The organism is Microcoleus sp. S36b_A4, assembly GCF_036700645.1.
Lineage (GTDB): Bacteria > Cyanobacteriota > Cyanobacteriia > Cyanobacteriales > Microcoleaceae > Microcoleus.
The window spans coordinates 1-16,770 of the sequence record NZ_JAUBPI010000116.1 but is presented as its reverse complement, the minus strand read 5'-3'; the positions used below and the strand labels follow the sequence as shown (position 1 = coordinate 16,770).

Sequence of the window (16,770 nt, the reverse complement as noted above, 5' to 3'; positions counted from 1 at the left end):
TAAGTTTCCCACGATCCCAGACCCATGCAAATACTACCCTTGACAATTTCCCTTTTTCCTTAACTTGTCACCAATGTGGCGGAACTGGCTGCCGATTATCAAAGCACAAATTCTCTGTTTCCACGGGTGAATAATCCTTGGCATCTTGACTACACACCTGGTGGCAGTTCTGGAGGGAGTGCCGCTGCTGTCGCCGCCGGACTTTCACCGTTGGATTTGGGGAACGATTTCGGGGGTTCAGTGCGTCAACCCGCTCATTTCTGCGGCATATATGGTTTAAAGCCGACAGATCGCCGTATTTCTACAGCAGGGCAGATTCCTGAAGTGCCGGGAATGCCACTGTCTATTCGGCAAATGATGACCGTTGGGTGTTTTGCTCGATCAATCGAAGATATCCGGCTATGTTTTTCGTTAATTGCAGGCGCGGATCTGCGACGCCCTGATGTCCCGCCGGTTCCGATCGATCGACCCTCTGGCAAGCCTTTGCAGAATTTAAAAATCGCTTGGACTGCTGAATGGGCCGAAGTTCCCGTTGCTTCTGAAATTCGAGCAGCTATGGAGTCGATCGTGCAGACACTCTCTGACGCAGGTGTCCAAATCGAACGCTGGCTTCCCAAAGACTTTGACCTTTCCAAAATATTGAATCTCTACGGACGGATGTCAATGTACCTCACTATCTACGCTCAACCGCAGGATAGATATAACCTGCGTCGTAGTTTAGAGTTAATCTTCCGCACCGCAACCCAAGGCGAGAAGGAACTCCGAAAATTGGGAGATTTCAGCAGATTCCTACCTGAGATATTGAATCCAAGTTTGAAAGGATATTTCGAGGCACTCACACAGCGCGATGCCTTCACTGCCCATATAGATGAGGCATTAGAACCTTGGGATGTATGGCTTTGTCCCGTTGCTGCAACCGCTGCGTTTACTCACCGTCCCGCTTGGAGTGCCGTTGACATTGATGGCAGATCCTATCCTCATGCAGTGGCAAACGGGGCTTACACGATGCCTTCTAATCTTAGTGGACATCCTGCCGTGGTAATTCCAATTGGACAAACTCAAAATGGTTTACCGATTGGAATGCAAATTGTTGGTAAGCGGTGGCGTGAAATGGAGTTGTTGGCGATCGCAGAAGCGATCGATAAAGTGGTTGGTAGTTTGCAACATCCACCTGGTTATTGAGCCTTTTATCAAGTTTTCTTTGATGGTCAAGAATACAATCAGTGGTAGGGTTCGTCAGGTTTGAGATTTTCAATTTGCACGGAAAGTATGAATCTGACTCACCGTTTTTTGGGGGAGTGGGTCAGTTGTGAGATTCTTAGTTTGTAGCGGAAATAATGCTAGCTGACGCACCCTACTTCATTTTTACGGATGACTAATGACTACTGACTAATGACTAATAGAGGCTAGCGGCTCCCAACTTGTCACATCTTCAAATAAAGATTGATACCCCGCTGCATTGGGATGCAGCCCGTCTGCAATCAGGCGCGATCGCCACCAATCACTGCCCCGATTTATCCATTTATCAAAAATATCTAAATAGGGAATTCCCCGCAACTCACAAGCTAATTTCGTTGCTTCTTTATACCGATATTGGTCAGCATGACTGTAATACAAACAATCTTGAAAAGGCATTTTACTTTCATCCACCGGCACCATCCCGACAAATATCACCGGACAAAGTTGTTGGGACAGGTTTAACAAATGATCCAAAACAGTTTTAAAATGTTCAAACTCAGTGTAGCTGCGCCCGGTAGGCGACTGCACTCTCGCCGAATCGTTGAGGCCTACCGAAAGAATAATCGCATCCGGGAAACGGTTTCTCAGTTCGCCACGGTGGCGAAACTCGTTTTCGAGCCGCTGGGAGACTTGATAGGTGCGATCGCCCCGAACGCCCAAATTGTATAAAACGTGTCCTGCACTCTCCGGTAACATCCACTGGCGCCGCAATCTTTCCACCCAACCCCCACCTACACCGTCGCCGAAACCGTAGATTAAGCTGTCGCCGAAAGCAACCAATTTGAGGGGATGAGAATTTCCCCGATGCAAGTGACCAAAGGAATAGGCTGTTGCTACCTGCATAAGCAATGATACTCAGTTAATAAATTATGAATCTTGACATACTAGACTAGAATGTAACATTACATAAAGTAGGTAGTCTCATGGCTAATAAGCGTCCACCCTTCGATTCTACTCAGCTAACCCGTCGCGCGGAAGAGTTGATTAACGGTGCATCCAACCGCTATCGGATTACGGTGCAGGTGGCGAACCGCGCAAAACGCCGTCGCTATGAAGATTTTGACAATATGGACGACCATCAAATGAAACCTGTAATGCGGGCGATATTTGAGATGTCCGACGAACTGACTCAGCCGGAAATTATCGGAGACAAGTACTAGACTTCTGGAGTTTTGGGTTTTGAGTGGTGAATTGCCAGCAATTTTTGTCAACTCAAAACTCACAACTTTTTCAAACTAGACTTGGGCGCGCGGGAGGATAAACCCGGTTTATTTCTAGTTCCCTCGTTAACAAAAATCTGATTTTTCTAATAAACCGGGTTGAGGAGTGTAAATCCTAAAATTAGGAACTAGGACATCTGCTTGGGGGTAAGTTTATGAAATTATTCTATTTTTGAAATTTTTGTCAAAACCGTGAATAGATTAAAGCAGGGCTTAAGTTTTCTGTTGGTTACTTTGAGTGTAGCGATTTTCACGCTTTTGAGTTGGGTATTGGAATCCGGGGAACTGAGTATGTCGGCTTTGGAACCTTCGCTGCTGCGGAGTTCTGAGTCTGCCTCAGTGCAGCGGGTGGCTCAACAATCTGCGCCCCCGCAAGTGAGGGTGCAAGATGCGTGGAAATTGGTGTACGAAAAATTGCCGGATTTCCCGATCGAAAATAACTACATTTCTAAGGAAACGGGGAAGGTCGATCCTACCAATACTTTAGTCGGGCGGTTGATTCGATATCACGTATTTGTTAAAGGACGGCCGCCCAATTACCGCTTTGATTGGAAGTTGAGTTTAGCTGACTATTTGGGCGCCACTCCAGATTATTTGGTGGAAAGTGTTTATCCGGGAAAAGACCTTTTGCGCTCAAATCCCATGGAACAGGATCGCGCTGCTATTCAAAAGTTAAATAGAGCACAGCGGGATGCTTTGGTTCAAGCTTTGGTTGAGGTTTTTACGGAGAGTTCGGGGGGTGGGCGCACACCGACGGCGGGGGAAAAACCACAAGGACGATCGAATTCGCCGGAGATACCGCAGCCGCAGCCGGGAGATGCGAAGTTGCTGGCACCTTAATACTCAGGAATGCAGAAACCGGGTTTTTTACGGGAATATTGCTGTTGAGCGTTTAACACAGGTAAAAAACCCGTTTTCTTTCGTATTTATGAGTAAGTCCTACTAATCTAAAATCCACAATCTAAAATGTAAAATCCCTTAATGGTGGAACGTGTAATTAAAACGGGTGTTGGGTGGCGTTTGGGATGGAACCCGGAGGCCCAGGAGTTTAAGGGTTTGGTGGGTGGCGACAGTTGGGCGATCGAACTCACGGAGGCTGAGTTAAACGATTTTTGCCGATTGTTGGGGCAATTAGCCGGCACCATGAGTCACATGGCCTCTGAGTTAATGGACGAGGAAAAAATAGCTATTGAAGCCGAAAGCGACTTGCTGTGGGTGCAGGTGGAAGGCTATCCCGAAGCTTACAGCGTGCAGTTGATCTTGAATGCTGGCAGGAGGTGCGAGGGTTTTTGGCCGACGGCTGTGGCTCCGAGTTTGGTGCAGGCTGCAAAAGTTTTAAAAGTTTTTTGACTTTTTCGGGAATTCTATGCTAAGCTGTTAAAGCTGTCGGGGCGTAGCGCAGCTTGGTAGCGCACTACTTTGGGGTAGTAGGGGTCGTGGGTTCAAATCCCGCCGCTCCGATTGTGATAAAACCTTCTCATAGAGAAGGTTTTGTTGTTTTAGGGCCGGCGACGCAGCTCTTACCATTCTCAATTAGGGGCATCGGCCCAGAAACAAGAATCAATCTCTGCTTCCGAACAGTCTATAGCTGTATCCTCAAATTCAAAGGCTTTGCGATCACCTCGCGACCCTCACAATAAAATTAATCATAAAAAAAAGGCGTTTGTACTTGACAAACGCCTTTTTATAGTATTACAAACGCGGCGTCTTATCTTGTTTAAACGACGCTAACAATTCGCGAATTTGGTCGGCCGCAATCTCGCGCCCGCCCAAACCAAAAGCTAAAGCAATGCCAACTGCGATCGCCCCAAGCAGCAGCCCGAAAGCCAAATTCACAATATCGCTGCCAATGCCCATCTGTTGCAGCGCCAAGGCTGAAACAAAGGCAATAATCGCGATCCGAGCCGCTTGGCCCAAAAGCCGCGCTTGACGAGTTCCAGAACTGGCAATCAAACTAAACGCCAGATTCGCCAAATACAAGCCGATCGCAAATACCACCAAACCGGCCAGCACCCGACCTGCAACCAGGACAATACCGCTAACAATCGCAGTCAGTGCTGGAATCCCCAGCACATCGGTAGCCGCCACCACAGCAAACAGCATGATGCCCACCTGCACCACGATGCCGACAAACTCAGAAGGCGTGCGGGCCGGAAGTTCCGGTTCCTGAAGAATCGTTGCCTCCGGATCGATCGAACTTGGCGGTAGTCGCAGTCGCTGTTTCGGCTGCTGCACTCCCAACCAAGAAAAGACATTGTTAAAGCCAATTCCCGTCAGGATATTAGTCACCAAATCGCTGATCCAGCGCCCCAAAAAGTAAGCAACCCCCAGAATTAGCGCTGCTGTAAAAATGTTGGGAAGCGCGCCCAGAATTGTGTTGAGCATCGCGATTGCCGGCTGCGAAATCGCCTGAATGTCCAAAGCGTTCAGAGCTGCGATCGCCGTTGGAATCAAAATCAAAACATAGACGATCGTACCGACAATCCACGAAAGCGATTGTCCGCCAGAAGTCCGCGAAATTCCAAACCGAGCGCCCAAACCGTCCGCCCCAGCAGCAGCCAACAGATTCGTAACAATCCGTCGCACCACCATAGCCAGTAGCCAGCCCACAAACCCAATCACCAAAGCTTCCAGAATTTTCGGAATTGCTGCCAGAATTTGGTTGAGTAAATTATTAACCGGCAGCAGAGCCTGCTGCATTTCCAGCGAGTCGAGAATCAGCGGCAAAAACAGCAGAAAAATGAACCAGTACAGCGCATTCGCCACAGTATCGCTCAGCAGCAAAGGGCGCTCAGTGGGCGCAGTTCCCACCTCTTGATTCAAGCGCTCGTCCACGCTAAAAGCCCGCATCGCCCGCGATACGGCCATTTTGGCTACAGTTGCCAACACCCAAGCAATCCCCAACCAAATTAGTGCACCGGCTAACTTCGGCAAGAAACCGGTAATTTGATTGAGAAAAGTATTGAGGGGTTGCGAGACAGCCGTTAGATTCAGCCGGTTGAAAAAGGCAATTAGGAAAAATACAAAAATGATCCAGAACACCGCTGCGGAAATCCATTTTTCCACGTGCGGGGCTCCAGCTCCTTCCGGGCGCCCGGTAATCCAAGCAGCCAGCCGATTGTCCAGCGTAGTCTTCTTGAGCAATCCCCCCACTACAGAAGAGACGAGGGCTGATACTATCAAGCCAATGAGCAGGATACCGACGGCCCAGAGGAGATTTTCAATGTTTGAGCCCTGAAGGAAATTGTTAATTCCGCGTTCTGCATCTGTCAGCGGATTCCCGGGCTGGGCCTGGGCCAAAATGCGATCGGACAAAGCCCCTATGGGGCCCGATATCGGTTGAGTTATTTCTTGCCAAGTTTCATTCATTTTTTTCTCAGGTTAACGTCACATTTGACAAGGTGAAGACGAAACTTTAATAATAGTTCCAAAAAATCTAGACATCGCCTAAATTTAATGTTTGTACACTTTTAATGTACTGGGTTAACTACAAAACCCTCTATCGAATTTGGGATAAACCAATCTCCGACTGCTTTTGGGCCAATATTCCAATAACCGTTTACATCGGCATTGATGAAGCGTCCAGTTTGGGTTCTGAACAATCCTCTTTTTACCCTACTGCCAATGTAGTCGGAATGTTGTTGAATTGGTTCCAAATCCAAAGCTGAACATTGGGAGGTGTAACTCTCCTCAACTAACAGAACTGGAATTCCAGCAAGTTGTCCTTTGTACTGCAACATTTGCACAAACCGGCGATGGGGAATACAGGGAAAATTTTGATTATTAACCAAACCTGTATTAATCCCATCTTTAAAATCATCGTTCCAGCCTATAGCCAGCAAGCCAATTTGATGATTAACGAGTTCTTTAATAATTGCGTAACTCGTCGTGGGGAGGTAGTAATCCACTTTACAGTTACGCTTGTGCCACAATTTGGCGAGTTTTTTACTGTTTTTTTGCGCTACGGGCAGCAATAATTTCAATGCCGATGAAACTTGATTGCAGTATTGATTGGTTGACTTAACAGCCCGTCCGTCGTAGATTGTCGCTACTAACCCACGAACATTGTAGGTTAATGTTGCCAGATTGTTTAATCCTAAATCTATGGCAGTTACTGTCTGATTAACTTGTAAAGGCTGTTCTAACTTCTCATAGAGCACCTCGACCACATAACAACCTACTTTGGGAACAATCCGGATTTCCAGAATCGAGGTGACTTTTAATGGCAACCAAATATTAGTCCCGGAGGGGCGAGCATATCCTTTTTTTAAGGCTCTTTTGCTGACAGCTTGACAATTAAATACAACTACATAGCGCCCGTCCTCTCTTTTTCGATCTCTTGAACCTTGATAATGAGGGATTTGCGGTGCGGTTTTAAATTTAGTGGTGTCTTCCTGATAGTTTCGCACCCCTAGATAGTAGCTAGTCCATGCTTTGCTCACTAAGCCGATCGTGCTTTGTGCTAATTTTGCGGGCAGTGCTTTGTAATCAGGACTTGTTTTGAGGGCGTGATCAACAGCCAGAGCGTTTGTTTGTTGGCTAGCAAAAAATTTTTTATGGTAGATGTAGTTAGCGCTATTGTAAAGATTTTTGCACAGCAAAGAGAGTCTATCGGCTTCTCGATAAAACCTATGATTTGGTTTAATGATGTGCCTTTCGACTAACTCCATAATCGGTATATATACTTTAATTCAAGATGATACACTGTATTTATGAGTGTGTCAATCTTTTAATTTCTGGGAAAATTGACGTTACAAGTAAATAAAGGACTATCAAGTAAGCAAAGTTTTGTAATACCCTCCTTGTTGCAGGTTCTCATGTCAATTCGTCAAGTTTTCGAGCAATCCATTGAAATTCGCGCTGCTGCTACTCTTGTGGAGCAATGTATAGTCGATCGCACTTTAATGCACAAGTGGCTCAATCCCCTGCTACGCTGCGATCCCCAGGGTGAATGGGATACTGCCGTAGGAAGTCGCAGCTTATTTATCATAAAAATTCCCGTTTTGCAACCCTCTTTAGAGAGTGTTGTGTTGGAGCGACAACCCGGTTTAATTGTTTGGGGGTTTGACGGATTTTTCAAAGGATGCGATCGTTGGGAATGCCAGCCGCAAATCCAAGGAACTCTCTTGATTAACCGCTTTGAATTTCAAATTCCCAATCGTTTAATTAGATTTGGTTTCAATCGCTTTGCAGCCCCTTGGACAGAAAAAGATATGAAAGACCAACTCCGCAGACTCAAGCGGGTAGCAGAGCAACTATCTCAAAGAATGGGTAAGGGGTAATGGATAATGGGTAATTGGGAACTTTTACCCTCGCGTAGCCGAGTAATTGGTAATCGGTCATAAGTAATTGCTAATAGCTGAAAGCTAGGGCTAATAGGAAAAAACACCAATTCCCAATTCCCAATTCCCAATTACCCCTTCCCTCCAACTTCAGTTATTTATTTCGCACTTCCCGATGGATTGGGCTGACAAATCATTTCTCTCGCCGAATTCACGGCTTGGTTAGCCGTATTTTGCAAAGCCGGGGAATTCTGATACAAAGCTTGCAAATCTTGCACATCTTTAATCACTCGTTCATAAATAACCATCGCTTGATTGCCGTCAACTTCTAAAGCAGCAGGGCTGTAATTTTGCATCACTTCTATCAGCGATATTTTGCCATCTTTGGAAGCTGCGACTAAAGCATCGCGCAGTGCCGGCACGCTTTGAAGCCGAGCAGTCGGCGCATAAGCAACCTCGCCCAATTGTTTGAAAACAATTTCCCCAAAATAAGTGCTTGCTAGTCGCGCTACTAATTGGGAATCTAAAGGCACTTCTCGCGTTAATATTTCGCGCATCGACTCCGGAGTTTGTTTCGCAAGACTCAGAACGCTTTGCAGTTGAGATGATGCTTGGCCGGTTTGTGCAAAGCTTTGCAAGTCGCTCATCGGTAATGTTACGTCAACAGCACCGTATTTTACGGTAAGATTATCTAATGCAAAGGCTTTGCCACTGCTTAGGAATACTGCACTTGTTCCCAGCAAAAGCGCCAAACCTAATGATAAAGAATTTGACATTCTTTTGGTTAAATGGGCTGACAGCGGTTGCATTCCGTTGAGATAACCTTGTTGAAACTGAAAGTTCATAAGTTTGTGCCTCTTTACGTCAAAATACTTTTTCGATCGGTCGTCTGTGCAGGTATCTGTGCGGGTATCAGTGCGGGTATCAGTGCGGGTATCAGTGCGGGTATCAGTCGGGAAAGTGGACTCGGAAGTTCGGTAAATGACCTATGATTCTACAGTCACGTCAAGCAAATTTAACCTATCAAAAGATAGGTATTAATTGACCATTAATATGTTATAATTAGCGGTTTGACAATTTTATATACCTTTGCAAAAATTATAAAAGCGAATTTGAGTCGTGGGGCAGCAGTTTATTGAGTGTCACTTGAATAGGTCTTATAGTGTGCGATCGATAGCAAATTTAAGTTCACATATCCCGATCGAGCCGATCGACTAATTGGCGAATTCTAGCAGCATCAGGAGCATTCGGAGTATTTCTCAGGTATAGTTCCAAATCGTGGCGCGCTTCCACCAAGCGTCCCAGTTGATAATAGAGAATTCCGCGATCGCGCCGTTCCCCCAGCGCATCGGGAAACAGCAGCAAAATCCGTTCGATCGCCAAGAGTACCCTCACAGCATCTTGCTGTTGCAAGTAAATCGCCTTCAGATTTCCCAGCATTCGCCCCAACAAATGTCGGCGACTTACCGGGGCGAGAAAAGTCGGCTGCAACTCCATAGGTTGACCATAAATTTGAGAAAGTCTGGCTTGACAATCTTCAGGAAACAAGATTTCGCCGCCGTTAAACGCATCAACAAAAATGCCAGCATCTTCAAAATCCGGTCTAATTAAAAAATGTCCTGGCATCCCAATTCCCACCATTGGAAAATCAATGCGCTTAGCAACCTCCAAATAAACCAAAGATAAAGAGATCGGAATACCAGTACGCCGATCGATAACTTCATTCAAAAAGCTATTGCGGGGGTCGTAATAATCAACATCATTGCCCGCAAACTGCAACTCCCCATATAAATAGGCGTTAATAGTTTGAATAATCCGCAGCGGATAATTCTGTGCCGGCAGGCGATCGCGCACTTCATCTGCGAGCGTGTCGAGAGCGTTGAGATACTCCTCGGGCTCTAAATTGGGGTATTCTTCCAAAGCCATGTAAAGAGCAGCTTTCGCCAGGTCGATCGAGCCATCAGGCTGATTTATTTCTTGATAAAAGAGTTGTCGGGCGATCGGAAAATCCATATTTATCATTTATTTGATTTTAATTGACATTTTATACGAATATCCAGTTGCCCAAAAAAATATTAAAAACATCTCTCTTCTCTTCCTCTCTGCGTTCTCTGCGCCCTCTGCGGTTCAAAAAAAACAGTCTTGTATGTAACGCGCACCTTACAGCTTAACTTTTAACCTTTAAATCCCGTGACTTTTGCCAATCACCCAACTGCGGCGAAAAATCCGAGCCAGAGTCGATTCTTCCAAAGCAAAATAGATAGGGCGACCGTGAGGACAAGTGCGCGGATTGCGAGTTTGCTGCCATTCATCCAACAAATTTTGCATTTGGGAAAGACTCAAAGGAGTACCGTTTCGCATAGCGCTACGGCAAGCAGTCGCAACTTGAGCAGCTTGCAAATCTGCGACTTTACTGAGTTCAAAAATCGCCTCCGCACAGTCATCTCGATCTGCCAACAATTCAGGAACTTCGCGGGCAGCCCATAGCTGTTCCCCAAAACTTTCTACTTCCAAACCTAAGCGGGATAAATTTTCAATTTCCACTGCTGATAATTGACTCAGAATCACTGGTTTTTCTAGACATTTTAGCTGCCACGCCGCACACAATTGCTCGTATAAAACGCGCTCGTGAGCGATGTGCTGTTCCACCAACCACATTCCACTGGAATGTTCCGCAACAATGTATGTATTGTGGACTTGAGCGATCGCCCTCAATTCCATCAATCCTATTTTATTAGCTTTTTCCTCTTCACCGCCGCCATCATTCTGCCTAGCCGAAATCCCGACCCTGTAAGCACTTTTTTGTTCCGATGCCTTCAGCAATTTTCCCACTCGATCGGGAATTGGGGCAGGCGGCAAAACTTCATCGTTCAAATGCAAAGCACGAGTAATTGCCGCGCTAACTTGCGCTTGCCAAAAACTCGGATCATGTAGATAAATTTCCACCTTAGCGGGGTGGCGGTTCCAGTCGATTTCCGAAGGGGAGATTTGCAGGTGGACAAAACACACGGGATAGCGATCTCGCGGACAAGTGCGGGCAAAGGCGCTGAGAATAGTTTGCTCTAATTCGGGCGATCGCACAACTCGCCGATTTACCCCAACTTTCACCCAATCCGGCCGTCTGCGGTGACAGCGATCGGGCAAACCAATTACTAATTCTAAAAACTGGGAATTGGAAATTGGGAATTGGGAAGTAGCAACTGGTAATTGGTAATTAGGCTTAACTGTAGCGCCCACAAGTTGAGTTTCTAGCAATAAACTTGCAGCTTTCTGATTTTGAGGACTCGCAGGCAAATCTAACTTTAAATACTGCAAATCGCTCGATCGCACACCGCGCACGAACTGAGGTAAAAGTTGTTCTGCTGTGCTACCAGGAGTTACGTGCAAACAAGGGGTATTTGCTTGACGCAACTGCCAATTAACGTGCGGGTGACAAATAGCAATTTGCTGAAGGGTTAATTGGATCGATCGCATTTGCTGTGCCGGCGACAAAAAACTGCGGCGCACAGGCCAATTGCCAAACAAATTATCAACAGTCACCACCGTACCCGGAGCGATCGCGGCTGTTTCCACCTCTACAGCAACGCCCGCGTTATTGTAAACCACCCGCCAGCCCGATCGAGCATTTTCAACTCCCCCCTTGTTAAAGGAAGATTTGGCGGGGGTTTGCGCCGACTCTCGATTTTCAGAAAAATCCCCCAATCCCAAATCATTCGATCGGCTCAAAACCTCCAAACAGCCCAACTGAGCTAAACTGTGCAAAGCTTCCCCACGAAATCCCAAAGTATCAATTTTGTAAAGGTCTGCTTCCGTGGTAATTTTGCTCGTACTGTGAGGCGAAGCCGCCTGCTGCAAATTTTCCAGATCCATTCCCGTACCATTATCTGCAACTTGCACCCGCCACTGTTCGGGCCAGACAGAAACAACGATGCGAGTTGCGCCAGCATCCAGAGAATTTTCAACTAATTCTCTTACCGCTGCGGCGATCGAGTCAATCACTTCGCCGGCGGCAATTAAATTGATAACTTCTGTGGGTAAAGTTTGAATATTAACTGGCATCAAATTTTTAGCAGTTCGTTAATTCAATTATACTTGATTCTCCAAGTCGCTACACAGTATTATGACTTACGCTCTTAAACCCGGTTTATTAGGAAAATATTGTTTTACAACAAGATATTTACTCATCAACTAAGTCTCTGATGCTTAGTGAAAAAGTCCTAAGTATATATCTTCCAACCTGCTTAATTTTGCTCTCCTAAAGCCATGATTTTTGGCAAGCGGATGTAAAAAGTTGTACCTTTTCCGTCCTCTGACTCATAAGTAATTTTCCCTTTGTGAGCCTCAACAATCGACTTAACAATTGCCGTTCCCAACCCAGTACCAGTCCGCTTGCCATAAGTCACAAACGGTTCAAATAACTTTTCCTTAATTGTCGGCGGAATGCCTGGGCCGTTATCGTAAATGCTAATTTCTGCCCACTCCTCACTTTGTGTCACCGCAATCTCCACCCGACCCCCCCTTCCACCAAAAGCCTCAACAGCATTCCCAACTAAATTTTGTAAAACGCGCAAAATCTTATTTTCATCCGCTTCCACTATTACTTCTGTCACCCGTACTGCTAAATCTACTTTTGCTGCTTCACAATAAACTCTGTTCAACTTTTCAAACTGCTGCAAAGTCTGAATTAAATTAACTGGTTTTTTATTGAATACAGAATTGCCTCGCGAAAATTCTAATACTTCTTCAGCCATCCCCAACATTCGATGAACCTGCAATTGAATAAGTTCACACCACTCCTGAGTTTCCTCATCTGAGTGCATTTCTTTGAGCATTTCACTGGAGAGTTTAATTCCGGTAAAAGGACTTTTGAAATCGTGAATAATTGTACTCACCATTTCTCCTACCAATACCATTTTTTGTTTGTGTACCAACTGGCTGACATATTGATCCGTGGTCTCCCGTAAATTTTTAGTAATGAAACTAAACATTTGCAGTACCGAACTGCCTTTAGCAAACTGGAGAGTTGTGATTAGTTCTTCACGGCCTATTTTCGCCAAAGTCGAGCCTGCAACTGCCACAGCTCTAGCACTGCGAGGCTCTCCGTCCAAAACTCCGAGTTCGCCAAAATAATCGTCTGGCTTAGCGACAGCAACCGTTTGATATTTATGATTTTCAATCCGCTTGCTAAACTCGACTTTACCTTCTAAAACTAGATAGAAAAAATCGGCTATTTCTCCTTCTTCAAAAACCAGCGTTTCCTCAGCAAAACTCTCCAAAACAGCTATTTGGCAAAGGTGAGCAGCTTGCTCTGGTTCAAAATAAGACATAAATCGATGAGATGCCAGATCCATGTGAAAATACCTGAGACTTAATTTAAACAGTTTCTTTCTTCTATTTTCACCGATCGCCCTCGGTGCGTTAATAAAATACAATACTGCTTTAATCTGGCTCTCTTTTCTAGCCTCCCAGGCTGTGACGCCAGGACTAGCGTCTGGATGCAGAGCCAGACTAGGACAGCAGCACCAGCAATCTCACCAAAGTTCTCAGTTAGTTGACTAAAATACATAAATATTGTACTATTTTTGAGATTTAAATTGGACGTGGGAGAGTTCTCCGGCCACCTCAGAAGATTTTAACTGTAGAGAGATCGTGTAAATTAAATGCCGATCGACCGAGTTTACAAAAATTAACGATTGCCCGATAAAACGATCGCAGCATTCTGCCCGCCAAAGCCAAAACTTAAACAAACCGCATTTCTGACAATAGCCGATCGCGCACAGCGAACAAAATCTAATTCAAACCCCGGTTTTTTCATTCCCACGCAAGGCGGCAACATCTGATATTTAATACTCATCAAACAAAAAGCCACGCCCAAAGCTCCCGAAGCTCCCAAAGTATGACCCGTAGCCCCCTTAGTCGAACTAACAGCAATTCCTGGGTGAAATAACTTCTCAATTAACAGTGCTTCGTGTCGGTCATTCAACTCAGTTGCAGTACCGTGAGCATGAATAAAATCTATATCAATCGCCGCTAAATTACTGCGTTTCAAACATTGATTTACCGCCGCGATCGCACTTTCCCCCCCCAGCTCCGGCGCATTAGCATGGCAAGCATCATTTGTCAAGCCAAAACCGGAAACTCGACCGTAAATTTTAGCACCACGACGCCTTGCCAACTCGGCAGATTCTAATACAAATAAAGCCCCGCCTTCACCGAGCACAAAGCCTTCCCGATTTTCATCAAAGGGATAGCACCCATTGTTTGCCAAAGCACCCATCCGGCTAAATCCAGCCAGAGTCAGCGGTGTGATAGGCGCTTCCACAGCACCTGCGATCGCCCGCTGACACTCACCCGTGCGGATTAAATCAACAGCGCGGGCGATCGACTGTAAGCCCGTCGCACAAGCAGCCATCGGCGCCAGCACCGGCCCCGTCGAACCAATTGCCCTCGCCGCTGCGATCGCCCCCATGTGAGGCAAAAAATTCACAAATTGACAATTAGTAATCGGTAATTGGGAATTGGGGATTGGGAAGTCGGAATCGGTAATTGGGAATTCCCTTGCTTTTTGCGACTTCCCTCTTCCGAATTCCCTCAGACTTCTTTCAACTTCCGTCTTTCTTCCATCCGTTACATCCGTTACACAATCCGTTGCCGAACTTCCTTCGCTTGCCAACAGTTCCAAATTTGCCTGGAAGCCACGGCTAGAACCGATCGCAATCCCGCAATCTGGCAAAGGCAAAGTCAAATTAGCATCTTGCAAAGCATCTGCTAAAACCTGCCGAATTAAAGTTATTAAATCAGCAGGTTTTGTGCCAACCAAAGCCAAAGGTAGCGGTTCCATTTCTAAAAAAGGTTGATGGTGTCGAATTCCAGACTTCCCGGACAACAATCTTTTCCAGCCATCATCCAGAGTACCTAAAGCCGAAACAAGACCAATTCCGGTAACAACAACATCCATAAGTAAAAGGCTTGCTTTTGGCACAAAGTAGAAAGTAGAAGGCAGTTGTTTCTCAAATGACTACTGCCAACTGCCAACTGCCAACTGCCAACTGCCAACTGCCAACTGCCAACTGCCAACTGACTACTAATTAACAGCCTTAAAATTTTCCAAACCCTGAGTAACGGTAGCCTTATCAATGCGATCGCCCGCTTCAATCTTATCAATCACATCCATGCCTTGCTTTACGTACCCAAAAACCGCATAGCTACCGTCCAAAAACGGTACATCGGTCAAAGTAAAGTAAAACTGAGAAGAAGCCGAATCAGGACTCTGCGATCGAGCCATAGCAACAGCCCCGCGAGTGTGCATCAACACGGGTTTCTCCTTAACCCCAGCTTCTTCTAGCGTTTGGCTGTAAGTCGGATTGGCAGCACCTTTTACTTTAATTTCCAGAGGAATCCTGCGTTCGGTAGAAGTTTTTGGGTCAATAAAACCCCCAGTTCCCAGTCGCGCTGTAGGGAATTTAAGGTCTTTGCCCTGGGGGTCGCCACCCTGAACTACAAAAGGCTGAGGTTCCCGCACGACTCGGTGAAATACCAGCCCGTCGTAGACTCCTTTCTGAACCAAATCGACAAAATTGCCCGCAGTAATTGGCGCATTTGTGCCGTCGAGTTCGATCGTAATTGGAGCACCTTTAACCGTCATCACCACCGTTGCTTTTCCTTCCAATCGTGGCAAATTGCTAAATTGCGAACTCGCCACTACAGCAGGAGAAGGAGACGGAGACAAAGAAATATTTTCACCCGACGCCGGATTTGGTGTCGGAGTCGAGTTTGCCACAGGGGAACTACCGCATCCTCCGACAAACAGCGCGCCAATTATTAAAAGTGAGAACAACCACCGCTGAATTTTGATTTGCATTTGCATTTGTATTTTCACTTTGAGTCAATTACGGACTTGGCAACTAAAGATTTTAATTCAATAGCCCGAACTGTTTTTAGTTCGTAGTCTAAAAACCGCGATTTTCCTTGGATAGCGAACTTGCCTAATCACCTTGAAACTCTTATTCTACAGTTGGCAATCAAAAACTATCCGAAGTATGGTGAATTGATAGATTCAAAAATTGGTAATAGGCTTACTCGCAGATCGATCTTTTTCACTTACCAGCTAGGTAAGGTGCGCGGCCCGGCGCACCCTACGAGACATTACCAATCTAAAATCTAAAACCGCAAATCGAAAATCCCTAAAGTCCTTCTAGAGGAACTTGCAAAAATCGAGCCAATTCGGCCGCTTGATTTTCCACTTCAGACAAAGCAATCGGCTGTCCGACTCTAGTCAGGGGAAACTGACGGCGGTCTTTGAGCTTAAGATAAATACTGCGGCGGGGATTGAGACCTTCTTTAATGTCTACCCGCACAGATTGCACATCCGATGTCTTGCAATTAAAATCAACTTTGCGGTTTTTGCCGGGAAAACCCCAGCGAAAGATCCGAATGTTACCAGTTTGTCGATCGAACTCGTTGTAACCGCCACCGACATCCCAGAGAATAGTCAGCCACAGGTAGAGCGCCAACAGCACGCCACAGACACCGTAGAAACCCATCGCAATGCCTTGGGGGATGAAAACAAGCTGAGTCGGGTCAGCAAAAGGCAGCAGGTTAACGTGCAAGTAGCTGGAAATGCCCGACAGCAGGAAACCAGTCCCTCCAATGCTGACCACCGTCGCCCACCAGTAATTGCTGAAGCGGCGGGAGCCCAAAACCGGGTAGCGCAGTACAGGATCGATCGAGGTCATTGTTTTTGCAGTCATAAAATTAAACAGCCTTAAAGCCAAATCTTAATTCAATTAGCCCACCGAGCGTCACGCTTCGCTGACGAGATCGCGATCGACCGATCGGCATTGTGTATCAACTCCTGCTAATTATGTTGAAAAATTATGAACTTCTAATATATAGTTATGTTAACTTTAATTAGAAACCTTGGTCTTTTAACAAGCAAAAGGATTTTACCCCAATGACAATCGCAGTCGGACGCGCCCAGACCGAAAGAGGCATATTTGATGTCCTCGACGACTGGCTCAAACGCGATC

Annotated in this window: 15 protein-coding genes and 1 tRNA gene; 6 read left to right on the top strand and 10 right to left on the bottom strand. The window is 46.0% G+C overall.

Annotation, left to right across the window (positions count from 1 at the left end; genetic code table 11):
* Positions 1–75 precede the first annotated feature (75 nt).
* Positions 76–1,182 carry an amidase gene (locus tag QUA03_RS25480; protein WP_333216048.1) on the top strand — a complete coding sequence of 369 codons (1,107 nt, stop codon included), beginning with the start codon at positions 76–78 and terminating at the stop codon, positions 1,180–1,182.
* A 207-nt stretch (positions 1,183–1,389) separates the two neighbouring features.
* Here QUA03_RS25480 and QUA03_RS25475 read toward each other — a convergent pair whose 3' ends face one another.
* Complete coding sequence (locus QUA03_RS25475) at positions 1,390–2,082, bottom strand: GDSL-type esterase/lipase family protein (RefSeq protein WP_333216046.1); 693 nt, start codon at positions 2,080–2,082, stop codon at positions 1,390–1,392.
* Positions 2,083–2,162: 80 nt separating this feature from the next.
* Between QUA03_RS25475 and QUA03_RS25470 the strand changes: the two genes are divergently transcribed.
* The 4 genes from QUA03_RS25470 to QUA03_RS25455 all read left to right on the top strand — a co-directional run bounded on the left by QUA03_RS25470 (position 2,163) and on the right by QUA03_RS25455 (position 3,920).
* On the top strand, positions 2,163–2,399 hold the full coding sequence (locus tag QUA03_RS25470) for a DNA-directed RNA polymerase subunit omega (protein ID WP_333080095.1): 237 nt from the start codon (positions 2,163–2,165) through the stop codon (positions 2,397–2,399).
* Between the two features lie 252 nt (positions 2,400–2,651).
* Entirely contained in the window at positions 2,652–3,299 is a 648-nt protein-coding gene (locus QUA03_RS25465) for a hypothetical protein (protein ID WP_333216044.1), read from the top strand.
* A 141-nt stretch (positions 3,300–3,440) separates the two neighbouring features.
* The gene (locus QUA03_RS25460; protein WP_333216042.1) at positions 3,441–3,809 is read left to right on the top strand and encodes a DUF1818 family protein; all 369 of its coding nucleotides are present in this window, start codon (positions 3,441–3,443) and stop codon (positions 3,807–3,809) included.
* Positions 3,810–3,846: 37 nt separating this feature from the next.
* A tRNA-Pro gene (locus tag QUA03_RS25455) sits at positions 3,847–3,920 on the top strand.
* A 231-nt stretch (positions 3,921–4,151) separates the two neighbouring features.
* Here QUA03_RS25455 and QUA03_RS25450 read toward each other — a convergent pair.
* Together QUA03_RS25450 and QUA03_RS25445 are read right to left on the bottom strand one after the other, a co-directional pair.
* Positions 4,152–5,828 carry a mechanosensitive ion channel gene (locus QUA03_RS25450; protein ID WP_333216040.1) on the bottom strand — a complete coding sequence of 559 codons (1,677 nt, stop codon included), beginning with the start codon at positions 5,826–5,828 and terminating at the stop codon, positions 4,152–4,154.
* Positions 5,829–5,929: 101 nt separating this feature from the next.
* Entirely contained in the window at positions 5,930–7,129 is a 1,200-nt protein-coding gene (locus tag QUA03_RS25445) for a transposase (protein ID WP_333216038.1), read from the bottom strand.
* Between the two features lie 147 nt (positions 7,130–7,276).
* On the opposite strand from QUA03_RS25445, the gene QUA03_RS25440 reads away from it, so the two are divergent.
* Positions 7,277–7,741 (top strand): SRPBCC family protein, encoded by a 465-nt coding sequence (locus QUA03_RS25440; protein ID WP_333057572.1) that lies wholly within the window; start codon positions 7,277–7,279, stop codon positions 7,739–7,741.
* 158 nt (positions 7,742–7,899) lie between these two features.
* Here the strand turns inward: QUA03_RS25440 and QUA03_RS25435 are convergent, their stop codons facing one another.
* The 7 genes from QUA03_RS25435 to QUA03_RS25405 form a co-directional block, all read right to left on the bottom strand.
* A complete protein-coding gene (locus QUA03_RS25435) occupies positions 7,900–8,586 on the bottom strand; it encodes an alpha/beta hydrolase (protein WP_333216036.1) in 687 nt (228 codons plus the stop codon).
* 343 nt (positions 8,587–8,929) lie between these two features.
* Positions 8,930–9,754 carry a SirB1 family protein gene (locus QUA03_RS25430; protein ID WP_333216050.1) on the bottom strand — a complete coding sequence of 275 codons (825 nt, stop codon included), beginning with the start codon at positions 9,752–9,754 and terminating at the stop codon, positions 8,930–8,932.
* 168 nt (positions 9,755–9,922) lie between these two features.
* Positions 9,923–11,800, bottom strand: coding sequence for a DNA mismatch repair endonuclease MutL (gene mutL / locus QUA03_RS25425; RefSeq protein WP_333216033.1), 1,878 nt, complete (start codon positions 11,798–11,800; stop codon positions 9,923–9,925).
* A 182-nt stretch (positions 11,801–11,982) separates the two neighbouring features.
* Positions 11,983–13,092: an ATP-binding protein gene (locus tag QUA03_RS25420; RefSeq protein ID WP_333216031.1), complete on the bottom strand. Its 1,110-nt coding sequence runs from the start codon at positions 13,090–13,092 to the stop codon at positions 11,983–11,985.
* 335 nt (positions 13,093–13,427) lie between these two features.
* Complete coding sequence (locus QUA03_RS25415) at positions 13,428–14,699, bottom strand: beta-ketoacyl synthase N-terminal-like domain-containing protein (RefSeq protein ID WP_333216030.1); 1,272 nt, start codon at positions 14,697–14,699, stop codon at positions 13,428–13,430.
* Positions 14,700–14,825: 126 nt separating this feature from the next.
* Positions 14,826–15,608: a peptidylprolyl isomerase gene (locus QUA03_RS25410; protein ID WP_333216028.1), complete on the bottom strand. Its 783-nt coding sequence runs from the start codon at positions 15,606–15,608 to the stop codon at positions 14,826–14,828.
* A gap of 316 nt (positions 15,609–15,924) precedes the next feature.
* Complete coding sequence (locus tag QUA03_RS25405; RefSeq protein ID WP_333216027.1) at positions 15,925–16,491, bottom strand: photosystem I assembly protein Ycf4; 567 nt, start codon at positions 16,489–16,491, stop codon at positions 15,925–15,927.
* Positions 16,492–16,770 lie beyond the last annotated feature (279 nt).

Coding starts and splice junctions, on each gene's coding strand:
- QUA03_RS25410 (WP_333216028.1), bottom strand. CDS start 15,608: ATGCAAATGCAAATCAAAATTCAGCGGTGGTTGTTCTCACTTTTAATA.
- QUA03_RS25420 (WP_333216031.1), bottom strand. CDS start 13,092: ATGGATCTGGCATCTCATCGATTTATGTCTTATTTTGAACCAGAGCAA.
- QUA03_RS25435 (WP_333216036.1), bottom strand. CDS start 8,586: ATGAACTTTCAGTTTCAACAAGGTTATCTCAACGGAATGCAACCGCTG.
- mutL (WP_333216033.1), bottom strand. CDS start 11,800: ATGCCAGTTAATATTCAAACTTTACCCACAGAAGTTATCAATTTAATT.
- QUA03_RS25440 (WP_333057572.1), top strand. CDS start 7,277: ATGTCAATTCGTCAAGTTTTCGAGCAATCCATTGAAATTCGCGCTGCT.
- QUA03_RS25470 (WP_333080095.1), top strand. CDS start 2,163: ATGGCTAATAAGCGTCCACCCTTCGATTCTACTCAGCTAACCCGTCGC.
- QUA03_RS25450 (WP_333216040.1), bottom strand. CDS start 5,828: ATGAATGAAACTTGGCAAGAAATAACTCAACCGATATCGGGCCCCATA.
- QUA03_RS25445 (WP_333216038.1), bottom strand. CDS start 7,129: ATGGAGTTAGTCGAAAGGCACATCATTAAACCAAATCATAGGTTTTAT.
- QUA03_RS25475 (WP_333216046.1), bottom strand. CDS start 2,082: ATGCAGGTAGCAACAGCCTATTCCTTTGGTCACTTGCATCGGGGAAAT.
- QUA03_RS25460 (WP_333216042.1), top strand. CDS start 3,441: ATGGTGGAACGTGTAATTAAAACGGGTGTTGGGTGGCGTTTGGGATGG.
- QUA03_RS25430 (WP_333216050.1), bottom strand. CDS start 9,754: ATGGATTTTCCGATCGCCCGACAACTCTTTTATCAAGAAATAAATCAG.
- QUA03_RS25415 (WP_333216030.1), bottom strand. CDS start 14,699: ATGGATGTTGTTGTTACCGGAATTGGTCTTGTTTCGGCTTTAGGTACT.
- QUA03_RS25405 (WP_333216027.1), bottom strand. CDS start 16,491: ATGACTGCAAAAACAATGACCTCGATCGATCCTGTACTGCGCTACCCG.